Below are 13647 nucleotides of genomic sequence, written 5' to 3'. Positions count from 1 at the left end.
CTCAGACCTCCTCTTCGCCGTCATTGTCATAGCCTTCCATCGTCGATGTGGAGAGCCAGATATCCTTGTCGATCACGTTCTTGATGGCGGTCAGCGCGTATTGCAGCCCGGTCAGGAAGAAACCGAGCGGCGCCCAGACGATGATCCACCAAACCGGGATCTGCAGCGCCGGCAGGAGCCGTCCGCGCGAGGCCTGCGTGCCGACGTAATCGACCGCGTACCAGCAGAGCAGGAACATCGCCGCTGCGGTGACCACCGCGATCAGCACCATCAAGGGCTTGCGCAGGGGCGGCGCCAGCGCGTCGAAGATCGCCGACATGCGGATGTGGCGGCCATGCCGCGCGGCATAGGAGATGCCCGCGAAGGTGATCAGGATGATCAGCGCCTGGTTCAGCTCCTCGGAGAAGAACAGGCTCTGTCCCAGCAGATAGCGCCCGACCACGTTGGCCACGGTGTTGAGCGCCATCAGCAGCACCCCCGCCGCCAGCAGCACCGCCTCGATCCGGGCGATGGCGACGTCGATCACGCCGAGAAATCCGGGCAGGCCGGACACGTAGTTCGAGTCGTCGATATCGTCGTCGACCGCAGGAACCTGCACTTCGGCCAGCAGGTCCGGATCGGCATCGCGCATGCGCGGGTCATCTGCATTCATGGCAGCGGTCCTTGATGGGGAGGGGAAGCTGTCCTCGGGCGCCGGGCCGCGCATCGCGGCGGCCCGGCCGTTTCAGTGGATCGGCACGGCGCTCAGCCGTCGGCGGCCGCTTCCAGATCCGCCTTCATCTGGTCGAGGATCGCCTGCGCCTGCTCGCCGCCGATCTCCAGGAACTCCTGCTCGACCGAGTCCGCGGTGGCCTTGAACGGCGCGCGCTCCTCCTCGCTGAGCGTGGTGATCGTCATCGACGGCTTGGCTTCCTGGATCTTGGCCAGCGACTCCTCGGTCAGCCCGTCCTGGTAGTCGATGATGTAGTCGAAGGCCGCGTCGATCGCGTTCGAGATGACGGTCTGGTCCTCTTCGGAGAGGCCGTCGAAGAACTCCTTGTTGGCCATGACCGCGGTGGTGAAGTTGTTGTGCCCGGCCCGCGTGATGTGGTCGGTGACCTCGTACATCTTGGTGGACTCGATGAAGAAGGCCGGGTTCTCCTGGCCCTGGATGATGCCGGTCTGCAGCGCGCCGTAGACCTCGCCCCAGGGCAGCGGCGTCGGCGTGGCGCCGAAGGCCTTGTAGCTTTCGACAAGCAGCGGGTTGGTCATCACCCGGAACTTCACCTCGTCGAGATCGGCCGGACCGCTCACAGCCTCGGTCGTGGTCATCATGACCTCGCCTTCGGGGAACATGGTCAGCAGCTCGAGCCCCTGCTCGGCATAGAGCGGCGGGAAAAGCTCGTTGATCGCCTTCGAATTGCGGAAGAAGCTGACCAGCTGTTCCTCGTCCGAAGGCAGCAGGTAGGGTACGAAGAACACCTGCGCCTCGGGGATCAGCGCCCCGGTGAAGCCCGGCGACTGGTCGACGAACTGCAGGATGCCGGACTGCGCCTGCTCCATGATGTCGGCGGACTCGCCGAGCGTGCCGAACGGGAAGAGCTGGATCTCGTGATCCGAATTGGCCTCGACCTCTTCCTTGAATTTCTGGGCGAACTTGCCCTGCACCTCTTCCATCGCCTCTTCGAAAGCATAGCGCCAGGTATCCGCGGCGGCCGCCCCGGCTCCGAGCATCAGGGCAAGCGCGCTGGTGGCGAAAATCGTTCTACGGGTCATCGTGTCATTCCCCTTGTCTGGTTCGATAACGGCGCCAAACCGATTTGGAATTCACCTTATCCGGTGCGGCGGGTCTTCTGCCCGCCGTGACTGTCCCCAAGCCTCAAAGCAGGCCAATCTCATGTCAATCCGAACATTGACCCATGACAATCCGGGCGGAACCGCCGTTCAGGCGCTGTTCCGGAGCCCGGAACCGGCCTCGCGCAGAAGCGGCGCGAGGCGGCGCAGCCCCTCCCTGAGCGCCTCGCGGGAGACCCCGCCGAGGCATATCCGCACGGCCGGTCCGGTCTCTCCGGCACTGAAGGCCGCCCCCGGCGTCAGCGCGACATCGTGCAGCAGGGCGCGGTTCAGAAAGGCCTCTTCGCTGCTGCCCTCCGGCAGCCGCAGCCAGCGGTGCAGCCCGTGGTCATGGACACGGGAGAGACATATGCTCGATAAGGTGGAGGGGGTTTATCCCCCGTCTGCGGATGTGCAGGCGAAGGCGCTGGTGACCGAGGCGCAGTACCTGGAAATGTACGAACGCTCCGTCACGGACCCCGAGGGGTTCTGGGGCGAGGCCGCGCGCGAAAGGCTCGACTGGATCAAGCCCTTCACCAAGGTCAAGAACACCTCCTTCGCCCCCGGCAATGTCGGGATCAAATGGTTCGAGGACGGCACGCTCAACGTCGCCGCCAACTGCATCGACCGCCATCTCGAAACCCGCGGCAGCCAGACCGCGATCATCTTCGAGCCGGACGATCCCAACGAGCCCGCGCGCCACATCACCTACCGCCAGCTCCATGCGGAAGTCTGCAAATTCGCCAACATCCTCGAGGATCTCCCTCCTCATCATCGACTTCGGCAGCCAGGTAACGCAGCTGATTGCGCGCCGCCTGCGCGAACTGAATGTCTATTGCGAGATCCACCCCTATCAGAACGTCTCCGACGCCTTCCTGAAGGAGTTCTCGCCGAAAGCCGTCGTCTTGTCCGGCGGCCCCGACAGCGTGACCCGCGAAGGGTCGCCGCGTCCCCCCGCCTCCGTCTTCGATCTGGGCGTGCCGATCCTCGGGATCTGCTACGGCCAGCAAGTGATGATGGAAATGCTGGGCGGCAAGGTCGAGTCGGGCCACGGCNACCGCCGAATTCGGCCGCGCCTACATCACGCCCACCGACAAGCGCCATGACATCTTCGCCGGCCTCTTCCTCGAAGCCGGTCCCGACGGCACCCCGCGCGAGCAGGTCTGGATGAGCCATGGCGACCATGTCGCCCGCATCGCGCCGGGCTTCGAGGTCCACGCCACCTCGCCGGGCGCGCCCTTCGCGATCACCGCCGACGAGAGCCGCCATTTCTACGCGGTGCAGTTCCACCCCGAAGTGCACCACACCCCGAACGGCAAGACCCTGTTCGAGAACTTCGTCAAGATCGCGGGCTTCTCCGGCGACTGGACGATGGCGGCCTATCGCGACGAAGCGATCCGCAAGATCCGCGAACAGGTCGGCGACAAGAAGGTGATCTGCGGCCTGTCCGGCGGCGTCGATTCCTCCGTGGCCGCGGTCCTCATCCACGAAGCGATCGGCGACCAGCTGACCTGCGTCTTCGTCGATCACGGCCTGCTGCGGATGAACGAGGCCGACGAAGTGGTCTCGATGTTCCGCGACCATTACAACATCCCGCNTGATCCATGCCGACGAGACCGAGCTGTTCCTGGGCGAGCTCGACGGCCAGTCGGACCCGGAAACCAAGCGCAAGATCATCGGCCGGCTCTTCATCGACGTGTTCCAGAAGCACGCCGACACGATCGACGGCGCCGAATTCCTGGCGCAGGGCACGCTCTATCCGGACGTGATCGAATCGGTCAGCTTCTCCGGCGGTCCCTCGGTCACGATCAAGTCGCACCACAATGTGGGCGGCCTGCCGGAAAAGATGGGCCTGAAGCTCGTCGAGCCGCTGCGCGAGCTGTTCAAGGACGAGGTCCGCGCCCTCGGCCGCGAGCTTGGCCTGCCCGACAGCTTCATCGGCCGCCATCCCTTCCCGGGACCGGGCCTGGCGATCCGCTGCCCCGGCGAGATCACCCGCGAGAAGCTGGAGATCCTGCGCAAGGCGGATGCTGTCTATATCGACCAGATCCGCAAGCACGGTCTCTATGACGAAATCTGGCAGGCCTTCGTCGCGATCCTGCCGGTCCGCACCGTCGGCGTGATGGGCGACGGCCGCACCTACGACTATGCCTGCGCGCTGCGCGCGGTGACCTCGGTCGACGGCATGACCGCGGATTACTATCCGTTCGGCCACGACTTCCTCGGCGAGACCGCGACGCGGATCATCAACGAGGTGAAGGGCATCAACCGGGTGACCTACGACATCACCTCGAAGCCACCGGGCACGATCGAATGGGAATGACTGCAGCATAGAACGTTGCGTCACGAGAACACTGGACGGGCGTCATTGAATTGACGCCCGTCTTTGCTTGACGCTTGATCAAGAAAGCGGCCAGCAGAGAACGACAATCACGGCGGCCGAAGGGGGGATGACATGAAGAGCTTGATCGCGGGACTTGCCTGCCTCGGCACGGCCGGCGCGGCCCATGCCGGCGGAATCGACCGGTCCGGACAGGACGTTGCGCTGATCTTCCATGACGGCAACTATGCCGAAATCGCCGTCGCGCGCACCTGGACCAGCGTGCAGGGCCAAGATGTCGGGCAGTCCCCGCCGGGCTTTCCCTTCGCCTATGACAGCGGCGCGGATTACGGCGACGTGGCCGGCGATTTCGACCTGCTGCGATTCGGCCTGAAATACGACCTGAACGAGAAGGTCTCGGTGATCGTCACCGGCGGAGAGGATTACGGCGTCGATGTCAAATATGACGACGCCGAGGCCGGACCGCTGGGATCACTGCTCGGGGGCACCTATGCCGAAGCCGACAGCTACACGCTGTCGCTGATCGGNGCGCTATCACCTCNGACACGAATTTCAGCGTNGCATGGCGGCCTGCNGCTACCAGCGTGCNCGATGGCGGCATCGGNCCTGTCGGGTGCCGCCTACGGCCCCTATTCGGGCTACGAGGTCGACCTGAAGAGCGATGACGGCTACGGCTACCTGATCGGCGGTGCCTATGAGCGGCCCGAGATCGCGCTGCGCGTCGCGCTGACCTATTTCTCGGAGATCGAGCACGAGTTCCGCACCTCCGAGACGATGAACGGCGCCAGCCTCGGCAGCTCGGACNCGGACCAAGGTGAAGACCCCNGCGCGCGGTCAACCTCGATNTTCAGGACCGGGATCGCGCCCGGCTGGCTGGCCTTNCGGCCAGGTCCGCTGGGTCGANCCATTCGCAGTTCACCGTGGTGCCCGAGCTCTTCGAGGANGATGACCGGCGGCGGGCTGGTCTCGCTCGACGACAGCACGACCTACACGCTGGGCGTCGGCCACCGCTTCACCGACGATTTCAGCGCCTCGCTGGCCTATATCTACGACGTGGTCGACGGCGACGACCTGGTCTCGCCGCTGGCGCCGACCCATGGCAGCAAGGCGCTGCGGCTGGGCGGGCAGTACACGATCGGCAAGGTCGATGTCTCGGCCGGGCTGCGCTACACGTGGCTCGGCGACGCCAAGGCCCAGACCGTGCAGGTCGCGCGCGCCGATTTCCCCGACAATGACGCGGTCTCGGTCGGGATCAAGCTCGGCTACAGCTTCTGACCGGCCGCGGCCGCCCCCCCGCGCGGGGCGGCCGCCGCGGCCGGATGGCCCCAGATAGCCATTGAAACCGGTCCCCTGCCGCTGCTAACGCGACATCCGGACAGAACAGGACGGACCGGCCCAATGACGCTTCCCTCTGCACAGGACTGGCGGGATTCACAGGAGAAGCGCGTGCTTCTCTTCGGCATGTCGGGGCTGGGCAAGACCCATGTCTCGAACACCCTGCGCGGCAGCGGCCGCTGGTTCCACTACTCGGTCGATTACCGCATCGGCACGCGCTACATGGGCGAGCACATCGTCGACAACTTCAAGCGCGAAGCGATGCGCAACCCGTTCCTCGCCGAGCTGCTGCGCACCGACTCGATCTACATCGCCTCGAACATCACCTTCGAGAACCTGGCGCCGCTCTCGACCTATCTGGGCAAGCCCGGCAATCCGGCCAAGGGCGGCCTGTCCTTCGAGGACTACATGCGCCGCCAGGAACAGCACCGCGCAGCCGAGATTTCCGCGCTGCTCGACACCGGCCATTTCATCCGCCGCGCCCAGGACATCTACCAGTACCCGAATTTCGTCTGCGATACCGGCGGCTCGATCTGCGAAGTGGTCGATCCATGGGATGCCGCCGACCCGGTGCTGACCGCGCTCTCCTCCGAGNACGCTGATGGTCTGGATCGAGGACACCGCCGATCACCGCGACGCGCTGATTGCCCGCTTCGACCGGGCGCCGAAGCCGATGTACTACGAGCCGGGCTTCCTGAGGGAGAACTGGGCCGCCTATCTGGCGGAGAACGGGCTGGCCGAGGAAGAGGTCGATCCCGACGCCTTCATCCGCTGGATGTATTCGCGCGCGCTGGCCCACCGCCGCCCCCGCTACAAGGCCATGGCCGACAATTGGGGCATCACCGTGCAGGCGCATGACGTCGCCCGCGTCGACAGCCCCGCCGCTTTCGAAGACCTGATCGCCCGNTGCCCTTGAGGCGCGCGCCTGACGGNGACTACATCCGAGCCCTCNAGACAACCGGAGACCGACAATGCCCATCACCCTGCCCGCCGAGCTTCCCGCATATTCCGTGCTGGACCGCGAGGGCGTCATGGTCATGTCGGACACCCGCGCCGCCCGCCAGGACATCCGGCCGCTGCGCATCGGCCTGCTGAACCTGATGCCGAAGAAGATCCAGACCGAGACCCAGTTCGCCCGCCTGATCGGCGCCACGCCGCTGCAGATCGAGTTCACGCTGATCCGCATGACCGAGCACCAGTCGAAGCACACCGCCGCCGAGCACATGGAGGCCTTCTACCGCCCGTTCCAGGAGGTGAAGGACCAGAAGTTCGACGGGCTCGTCATCACCGGCGCGCCGGTCGAGCACCTGCCCTTCGACGAGGTCACCTATTGGGACGAGCTGAAGGAGGTCTTCGCCTGGACCCAGACCAACGTGCATTCCACCTTCGGCGTCTGCTGGGGCGGGATGGCGATGATCTACGCGCTGCACGGCGTGCAGAAGCACATCCTGCCGCACAAGGCCTTCGGCTGCTTCCGCCACCAGAACCTCGCGCCCGCCTCGCCCTACCTCCGCGGCTTCTCGGATGATTTCGTGATCCCGGTCAGCCGCTGGACCGAGATGAAGCAGGATGAGATCGAGGCGGTCGACGGGCTGAAGATCCTGCTCGGCAGCGACGAGGTCGGCCCCTGCCTGGTCGAGGATGCGGGCCACCGCGCGCTCTACATCTTCAACCATTTCGAATACGACTCCGACACGCTGAAGCAGGAATACGACCGCGACGTCGCGGCCGGCACGCCGATCAACGTGCCCGGCAACTACTATCCGGACGACGATCCCTCGAAGACCCCGCTGAACCGCTGGCGCAGCCATGCGCATCTGCTCTACGGCAACTGGATCAACGAGATCTACCAGACCACCCATTTCGAGCTCGACCGCATTGGCAGCTAGCCTCATGATCGCCATGGCCTCGGCGAAAGTCGCGGCCTATTTCGGCATCCACCTCACCGCGGAACGGCGCGAGCACCGCGCCGAAACCGCCCATCCGCCTGCCTGCGAGATGACCGGCATCGACGGCATCGAGCTGCACATGACCGTCGAGGGCAGCGGCCCGCCGCTGGTCCTGCTGCATGGCGCGGGCGGAAATCTGCGGGATTTCGAGCCGCTGGTGCCGGAGCTGGCCCGCGGCTTCACGGTGATCCGCTTCGACCGGCCGGGGCTCGGCCATTCGCAGCTGCCGCGGCGCTACCGCCCGATCTGGCGCAACGCGGCGCCCTCGCGCGGCGCTGGCCGAGGCGCACCGGCGGCTGCTCTCCGGGCCCGAGGCCGGGCTGGCCGAGTTTCCGGCGCTCGACGCTCAGTTTCACGCGCTGGTCTGCGGCGCGGCGGGCAACCGGTTCTTCGACGAGTTCATCCAGCGGATCTCGATCATCGTCCATTACCACTACCAGTGGCGCAAGGACGACGAATTCGCCCGCAACCGCGGCGCGGCGGAAGAGCACCTGAAGGTGCTCGACGCCATTCTCGAAGGCCGCGGAGAAGAGGCGGTCCGGCATTTCGCGGACCACCTCGCCACGGCGCGGGGCAACCTCCTGCGGTCGGTCGCCTGGGACTGAGCCTCAGCCCAGCATGCGCAGCAGCTCCTGCGAGGGCTGGCCGGTGACCGGCAGGCCGCGGGCGCGCTGGTAGGCCTCGATCGCCTCGAGGCTGTTCGGCCCCAGCACGCCGTCGACGCCTCCGGTATCGTAGCCCGCCCGGGTCAGCCGTGCCTGCAGCGCCATCCGGTCATCCTTGGTCAGTCCGTAGCGGTCCGGCGGGAAGGGCGTGCGCAGCGGCCCGCCGCCGACGATCCGGTCCGACAGGTGGCCGACGCCGATCGCGTAGGAATCCGAGTTGTTGTAGCGCTTGATGACGCTGAAATTGCGCGTGACGGCAAAGCGCGGCCCGCCCGGCTGCGGCTGGATCAGGCTGCCCGAGGGCGTGCCGCCGAGATATTCCTCGCCCCATCGGGTGCCGCGCACCCAGCCGTTCTTCGCCAGGTAGGCGGCGGTGGAGGCCAGCGAGTCGGTCGGGTCCTCCGACCAGATGTCGCGCCGCCCGTCGCCGGTGTAGTCCACCGCGAAGGCCAGGTAGGAGGTCGGGATGAACTGGGTATGCCCCATCGCGCCCGCCCAGCTGCCGGTCATGTGCTCGGGATCGATGTCGCCCGACTGGATGATCTTCAGCGCAGCGATGAGCTGGCTTTCGAAGAACTGGCCGCGGCGGCCCTCATAGGCCAGTGTCGAGGTGGCCGAGATCACCGGGACATTGCCGCGCCGTTCGCCGTAGAAGCTCTCGAGCCCCCAGATCGCGCAGATGATCTGCGCATCGACCCCGTAGCGCGACTGCAGCGCCTCCAGCGTGGAGCGGTGCCGGGAATAGGCCGCGCGGCCCTTCGAGACCCGCTCGTCCGAGGCGGCGATGGCCAGGTAGTCTTCCAGCGTGCGCGAGAATTCCGCCTGGTTGCGGTCGCGCGAGATCACGCCGGGCAGGAAGCCCGCGCTGCGGAAGGCGCGGTCGAAGGTGGCGGAGGAAATGCCCTGCGCCGCCGCGCGGGAGCGGAAGCCCGCGACCCAGGCGTCATAGCCTGCATTGCGCACGGGCCTCAGGTCGTCGGGCAGTCCGATCGAGGCATCGGCCCCGCGTGTGACCGGTTGCGTGCAGCCCGCCAGCCCGGCCGCGATGGCGCCGAGCCCGAACTCTCTCCTGGTGATCTGCATGTGTCTCGCCTGTGTTCTTTGGTGATTTGCCTCGCCCCCAGAGTAAGGCCCTGCGCCGCACAGGCAATGGTCCGCAGGGCCCGCCTGCCTGAATTCCGGACCCGGATTCGGCCGCAATCCGCATCCCGGTGCTTCGCGGACGCCCGGAACGTGCTATCTTGCGTCCGGAATCCACGGGCCGGACCCGAGCAGAACCAACCGGCCGCCAAAAAATGGAGAGCAGAATGTCCCACCCCAAGGCGCTCCGCCGCGCCGGAGCCGCAGCCCTGATACTGGCGAGTTTCCTCCTGTCCGCCTGCGGGGGCGGAAGGGTGGAGCACGCATCCCCCGTCGGCACGCCGCGCCAGCTGCTGCCCGCGGACCACCGCGCCGACGGCATCCCGCACCAGTTCGGCGACCTGCGCCCGAGCAGCTGGGACGTGCTGGCCCCCGACCGCTACAGCGTGCACGGCATCGATGCCTCGCGCTACCAGGGCGAGATCGACTTCAAGCGGGCGCGCTCCTCGGGGATTTCCTTCGCCTGGCTGAAGGCCACCGAAGGCGGCGACCATTCCGACCCGGCCTTCGCGATGAACCTCGCCAAGGCGCGCTCGGCCGGGGTGCCGGTCGGGGCGTACCACTTCTACTATTTCTGCCGCACCGCGCGCGAGCAGGCCAACTGGTTCATCCAGAACGTGCCGCGCCGCGCGGGCGACCTGCCGCCGGTGCTGGACATGGAATGGAACCACCAGTCCAAGACCTGTCCCTACAAGCCCGATCCCCAGACCGTCCGCTCGGAGATGCGGACCTTCCTCGACATCGTCGGCCGCCATTACGGCACCACGCCGGTGATCTACACCACGCCGGATTTCTACGAGCACAACGAGCTCGGCGCGATCCAGGGGGCGGAGTTCTGGCTGCGCTCGGTCGCGGCGCACCCGTCCGAGCGCTATCCGAACGAAAGCTGGTCCTTCTGGCAGTATACCGGCACCGGCGTGGTCCACGGGGTGGGCGGCCAGGTCGACCTGAACGCCTTCGCCGGCAGCAAGGAAAGCTGGAACCGCTGGCTGACGGCGCGCCGCCAGCGCTGAGTTCCGTCCCTGCGACCAAAGTCTGTGGTCCGGGCCGGGCGCAACCGGCCCGGCCCGTGCTATCCTCGGCCCCGGAGGAGATTGCGGGGAGGACGGCAGAATGCTGGAAGACGCGCTGCTGCTCGATGCGTCGGGCGGGACCGCGCGGCATCGCGGCCGCACCCGGTCGAGCGACTGGGACGAGGTCGAGGAGTTCTGCAGGACGGTCTACATGCCCTACCGGGTGCGGCCGCTGGAGCGCGGCGCGCGCCCCGACGCGACGATGATCCCGGTGCGGGCCGGGCGGATCACCCTGTCGCGCTTTTCCTACGGCACCGGCATCCGGCTCGACCGGTTCGATCCGCGGGCGGGCAACATCATCGTGCTGAACACACTCGCCGGGGCGCTTCGCCATGACGGCAGCCGCGGCGCGGTGGAGACCGGCGCGGGCGAGAGCTTCGTCGTCGACTGTTCGCGCACCGAGTACTGGCTCGAGGGCGACGGCCGCCACATGCAGCTCAACCTGACCATCCCGCACAGCGCCATGGAGGAGACCGCCGAACGCTGGTTCGGCTTCGTGCCCTGCGACCGGCTCTGGGCGGCGCGGGTCAAGATCGGCGGCCCGGACTCGGCCTGGGCGCGGCTTCTCGACTATGCCGCGCGGACGCTGGCCGGGGCGGCGGAGCGGCCCGCGCCGAGCGCGCCGAGGCCTGCCAGCAGCACCGGCAGCGCGGCGGGCAGCGGGACCGGCGCCATGTCGGCATATTCGCGGACCGCGGCCACGGCGAGATCCGGGTAGTTCGAGAAGATGCCGTCGAGGCCCATGGCGATGTATTCGAGATACTGCGCGCGGGCGGCTTCGGGATCCATCGTGTTGAAGGTCCAGGCATGGACTTCGAGGCCGAGCGCATGGGCGGCGGCGACGAATTCCGAGGTCAGGCCCGGGCTGCCCAGCGAGACGCCGACGCCGCCGAGACGGCCTTCCATGGCCTCCAGCGTGGTGGCGCTGCCGTTGATGTAGTCATAGACGGCATAGCCGTCGGCGGTCTCGGTCGCGTAGCCGAGCGCGGCAACCGGCACTTCCATGCCCAGCAGGCCTTCCAGCTCGGCGATCTCGAAAGCGGCCAGGTGGTCGAAGGTCTGGATGTAGCTGTTCTGGTCGGCGCCGGTGAAGCCGTGGAAGTTCATGGCGGCGACGATGCCGGCATTCTGGGCCGGGGTGCTCGGCGGCTTCGATTCGGGATAGACGCCGATCGTGGTGCCGTTGGCATCGTTGTAGTCGCTGACCCAGTCGAGGAATTCGTTGAAGGTCGGCACCCTGTAGGGATCGGCCATCGACGGCACGAAGCCCGGATAGGTCTCGGACGCGGTGGCGTAGGGCTCGACGGTCAGGGTCTTGATCTCGGCCAGGGTGAAATCGGCCAGGGCATAGCCGCCGTTGCGCGGGGCGAAGAGCTCTTCGACATTGGTGGTGCGCGCCAGGCTGTCGTCATGCATCACGACCAGCTGGCCGTCGGCGGTGGTGCCGACATCGGGCTCGACGATGTCGGCGCCCATCTGGATGGCCAGCTCGTAGGCGGCCAGGGTGTGCTCGGGCAGGTAGCCGGACGCGCCGCGATGCGCGATGACCAGCGGCGCGTCGCCGGTGAGGGTGTTGAAGCTGGCAGCGAGGGCGGGGAGGGCAGTGGTTGCCGCGAAGGCGGCAAGCATCAAGGTCTTTGCGGTCATTGGGTGGTCCTTGGAAAGCAGTTGGCCAAATGCAACTGCCGCCCCTCTAAGACCCGTTCTTGACGGTGATCTGATGCTTTTGTGAAGTTAATATTTCAACATTTGCAAGGGCTTGCCGAACTGCCGGTTCGCCGCGGCGGCAGCCGGGGGGGGGTCACCCCCCGGCGGCGTCCAGCTTCTCCTGCGCGGCCATCCAGAGGGCCTCGGCGCGGTCGATCCCGTCCATCACCTCGGCATATTTCTTCTGCCAGACCTGGCGGTCGCCTGCGCGCTCGGGCTCGTAGAGCTCGGGATCGGCCAGCTTCTTAGCTGCGCCGCTTCCTCGCCCGCGAGACCGACCCGCTGAAGCAATGGAAGCTCAGCAACATAGATGTCGAGGGGCTGCGGCACTGGGACGACTACACCACGGCGATCCGGGAAACCTTCGAGGCGACCGACACGGTGGCCGCGCCCTGGACGGTGATCCGCTCGGACGACAAGCGCCGGGCGCGCATCGCGGCGATCCGGCACGTGCTCAACCAGATCCCCTANTGAGGGCCGCGACGAGGACNATCGTCCATGCCCCCGATCCCGAGATCTGCGGGGGCCCCGCCCTCTTCCATGGGTAAGCGCGGCTACCATCACGGCAACCTGCGCCAGGCGCTGGTCGAGGCCGCGCTGGTGCTGATCGCCGAAAAGGGGCCCACCGGCTTCACGCTGTCGGAAGCCGCCAAGACGGCCGGGGTCACCCCGGCCGCCGTCTACCGCCATTTCGAGGGGCGCGAGGACCTGATCGCCGAAGCCGCGCGCCAGGGCTACGAGATCTTCGCCGAGCTGATGGACTACGCCTTCGATGACGGCCGCCCCTCGGCGGTCGCGGCCTTCGAGGCGACCGGCCGCGCCTATCTGGCCTTTGCCGAGAAATATCCCGGCCATTACGTCGCCATGTTCGAGAGCGGCATCTCGGTGAACCGCAATCCCGAGCTTGCCGCCGCCGCGTCCCGCGCCCGCGGCGTGCTGGAGAAGGCGGCCGAGCAGCTCAGCCAGCACATCCCGCCCGAGCGCCGCCCGCCGGCAGCGATGTTCAGCGCCCATATCTGGGCGATGAGCCATGGCGTGGTGGAGCTTTACGGCTCGGGGCGGCTGACGGTCAGCCAGAACTTCACCAGATGGATGCCGTCCTCGATCATCGCGGTCTCGAAGCCGGGGCAGAGCCGGAAGAAGCGGGCGCGCTCCTCGGGCGAGCAGAAGCCGAAGACCTTCTCCACCACGCCGCGGTTGTACCAGGAGCGGTCGAACAGCGCGATCTCGCCCGCCGCGGGCAGGTGGGACATGTAGCGCTGCAGGTAGAACTGGCTCTTCTCGCGCTCGTTCGGCGCGGGAAGCGCGACCACGCGGGCGACGCGCGGGTTCATGTTCTCGCGGAAGCGCTTGATCGTGCCGCCCTTGCCGGCCGCGTCGCGCCCCTCGAACAGCACCACCACGCGGGTGCCGTGGCGCTGCACATGGGTCTGGAATTTCGCCAGCTCTATCTGCAGCTTGTAGAGCTCCTTCTCGTAGAGCCTTCCCGGCATCCGCTCGGGATAGGGATAGTTCTCGCCGAGAATGTCGTCCTTGGAGGCCCCGGCGATGGCCTTGCGGACCTCTTCGGGGGCGTCCTTCTCGTAATAGCGGCTGATCTGGCCGCCGAAGGGCAGGTCTGTCTT

9 protein-coding genes and 6 pseudogenes are annotated in these 13647 nt (G+C 67.0%); 10 read left to right on the top strand and 5 right to left on the bottom strand.

Features of this window, described 5'->3' with window-relative positions:
• Nucleotide 1: 1 nt before the first annotated feature.
• Together C7T91_RS29020 and C7T91_RS29015 are read right to left on the bottom strand one after the other, a co-directional pair.
• Nucleotides 2-652: a TRAP transporter small permease gene (locus tag C7T91_RS29020; protein ID WP_236638580.1), complete on the bottom strand. Its 651-nt coding sequence runs from the start codon at nucleotides 650-652 to the stop codon at nucleotides 2-4.
• Nucleotides 653-744: 92 nt separating this feature from the next.
• Complete coding sequence (locus C7T91_RS29015) at nucleotides 745-1755, bottom strand: TRAP transporter substrate-binding protein (protein WP_108263334.1); 1011 nt, start codon at nucleotides 1753-1755, stop codon at nucleotides 745-747.
• A gap of 427 nt (nucleotides 1756-2182) precedes the next feature.
• Between C7T91_RS29015 and C7T91_RS29010 the strand changes: the two are divergent.
• The 6 genes and pseudogenes from C7T91_RS29010 to C7T91_RS28980 all read left to right on the top strand — a co-directional run.
• A pseudogene (locus C7T91_RS29010) lies at nucleotides 2183-2575 on the top strand (acetyl-coenzyme A synthetase N-terminal domain-containing protein); the annotation flags it as partial.
• Nucleotides 2535-4135: pseudogene (gene guaA, locus C7T91_RS29005) on the top strand (glutamine-hydrolyzing GMP synthase). The pseudogenes C7T91_RS29010 and guaA, both read left to right, overlap by 41 nt.
• Before the next feature lie 1416 nt (nucleotides 4136-5551).
• Nucleotides 5552-6404 (top strand): annotated as a pseudogene (locus C7T91_RS28995) (ATPase).
• A 55-nt stretch (nucleotides 6405-6459) separates the two neighbouring features.
• Nucleotides 6460-7377 (top strand): homoserine O-acetyltransferase MetA, encoded by a 918-nt coding sequence (gene metA / locus C7T91_RS28990; protein WP_108263332.1) that lies wholly within the window; start codon nucleotides 6460-6462, stop codon nucleotides 7375-7377.
• A pseudogene (locus C7T91_RS38790) lies at nucleotides 7298-7609 on the top strand (alpha/beta fold hydrolase); the annotation flags it as partial. The gene metA and the pseudogene C7T91_RS38790, both read left to right, overlap by 80 nt.
• A gap of 43 nt (nucleotides 7610-7652) precedes the next feature.
• Nucleotides 7653-8042, top strand: a complete 390-nt coding sequence (locus C7T91_RS28980; RefSeq protein ID WP_108263331.1) for an FCD domain-containing protein — start codon at nucleotides 7653-7655, stop codon at nucleotides 8040-8042.
• Nucleotides 8043-8045: 3 nt separating this feature from the next.
• Here C7T91_RS28980 and C7T91_RS28975 read toward each other — a convergent pair whose 3' ends face one another.
• A complete protein-coding gene (locus tag C7T91_RS28975; RefSeq protein WP_108263330.1) occupies nucleotides 8046-9185 on the bottom strand; it encodes a lytic murein transglycosylase in 1140 nt (379 codons plus the stop codon).
• 224 nt (nucleotides 9186-9409) lie between these two features.
• Here C7T91_RS28975 and C7T91_RS28970 point away from each other — a divergent pair, with 224 nt between their 5' ends.
• Entirely contained in the window at nucleotides 9410-10255 is an 846-nt protein-coding gene (locus tag C7T91_RS28970; protein ID WP_108263329.1) for a glycoside hydrolase family 25 protein, read from the top strand.
• A gap of 100 nt (nucleotides 10256-10355) precedes the next feature.
• Nucleotides 10356-10865: pseudogene (locus tag C7T91_RS28965) on the top strand (AraC-like ligand-binding domain-containing protein); the annotation flags it as partial.
• Between the two features lie 20 nt (nucleotides 10866-10885).
• Here the strand turns inward: C7T91_RS28965 and C7T91_RS37390 are convergent.
• Nucleotides 10886-11962, bottom strand: a complete 1077-nt coding sequence (locus tag C7T91_RS37390; protein ID WP_108263327.1) for a glycerophosphodiester phosphodiesterase family protein — start codon at nucleotides 11960-11962, stop codon at nucleotides 10886-10888.
• Nucleotides 11963-12271: 309 nt separating this feature from the next.
• Here C7T91_RS37390 and C7T91_RS28955 point away from each other — a divergent pair, with 309 nt between their 5' ends.
• The gene (locus C7T91_RS28955) at nucleotides 12272-12496 is read left to right on the top strand and encodes a polyphosphate kinase 2 family protein (RefSeq protein WP_108263326.1); all 225 of its coding nucleotides are present in this window, start codon (nucleotides 12272-12274) and stop codon (nucleotides 12494-12496) included.
• A gap of 66 nt (nucleotides 12497-12562) precedes the next feature.
• A pseudogene (locus C7T91_RS28950) lies at nucleotides 12563-13072 on the top strand (TetR/AcrR family transcriptional regulator); the annotation flags it as partial.
• Here the strand turns inward: C7T91_RS28950 and C7T91_RS28945 are convergent.
• A complete protein-coding gene (locus C7T91_RS28945) occupies nucleotides 13069-13515 on the bottom strand; it encodes a polyphosphate kinase 2 family protein (RefSeq protein WP_236638605.1) in 447 nt (148 codons plus the stop codon). The pseudogene C7T91_RS28950 and the gene C7T91_RS28945 overlap by 4 nt on opposite strands.
• Nucleotides 13516-13647 lie beyond the last annotated feature (132 nt).

It is taken from the genome of Mangrovicoccus ximenensis, from assembly GCF_003056725.1.
Taxonomy (GTDB): Bacteria; Pseudomonadota; Alphaproteobacteria; order Rhodobacterales; family Rhodobacteraceae; genus Mangrovicoccus; species Mangrovicoccus ximenensis.
Note: the sequence above shows the minus strand (reverse complement) of the source record. Positions and strands in the feature narration are given on the sequence as shown.

Coding starts and splice junctions, on each gene's coding strand:
- C7T91_RS29020 (WP_236638580.1), bottom strand. CDS start 652: ATGAATGCAGATGACCCGCGCATGCGCGATGCCGATCCGGACCTGCTG.
- C7T91_RS29015 (WP_108263334.1), bottom strand. CDS start 1,755: ATGACCCGTAGAACGATTTTCGCCACCAGCGCGCTTGCCCTGATGCTC.
- metA (WP_108263332.1), top strand. CDS start 6,460: ATGCCCATCACCCTGCCCGCCGAGCTTCCCGCATATTCCGTGCTGGAC.
- C7T91_RS28975 (WP_108263330.1), bottom strand. CDS start 9,185: ATGCAGATCACCAGGAGAGAGTTCGGGCTCGGCGCCATCGCGGCCGGG.
- C7T91_RS28970 (WP_108263329.1), top strand. CDS start 9,410: ATGTCCCACCCCAAGGCGCTCCGCCGCGCCGGAGCCGCAGCCCTGATA.
- C7T91_RS37390 (WP_108263327.1), bottom strand. CDS start 11,962: ATGACCGCAAAGACCTTGATGCTTGCCGCCTTCGCGGCAACCACTGCC.
- C7T91_RS28945 (WP_236638605.1), bottom strand. CDS start 13,515: ATGCCGGGAAGGCTCTACGAGAAGGAGCTCTACAAGCTGCAGATAGAG.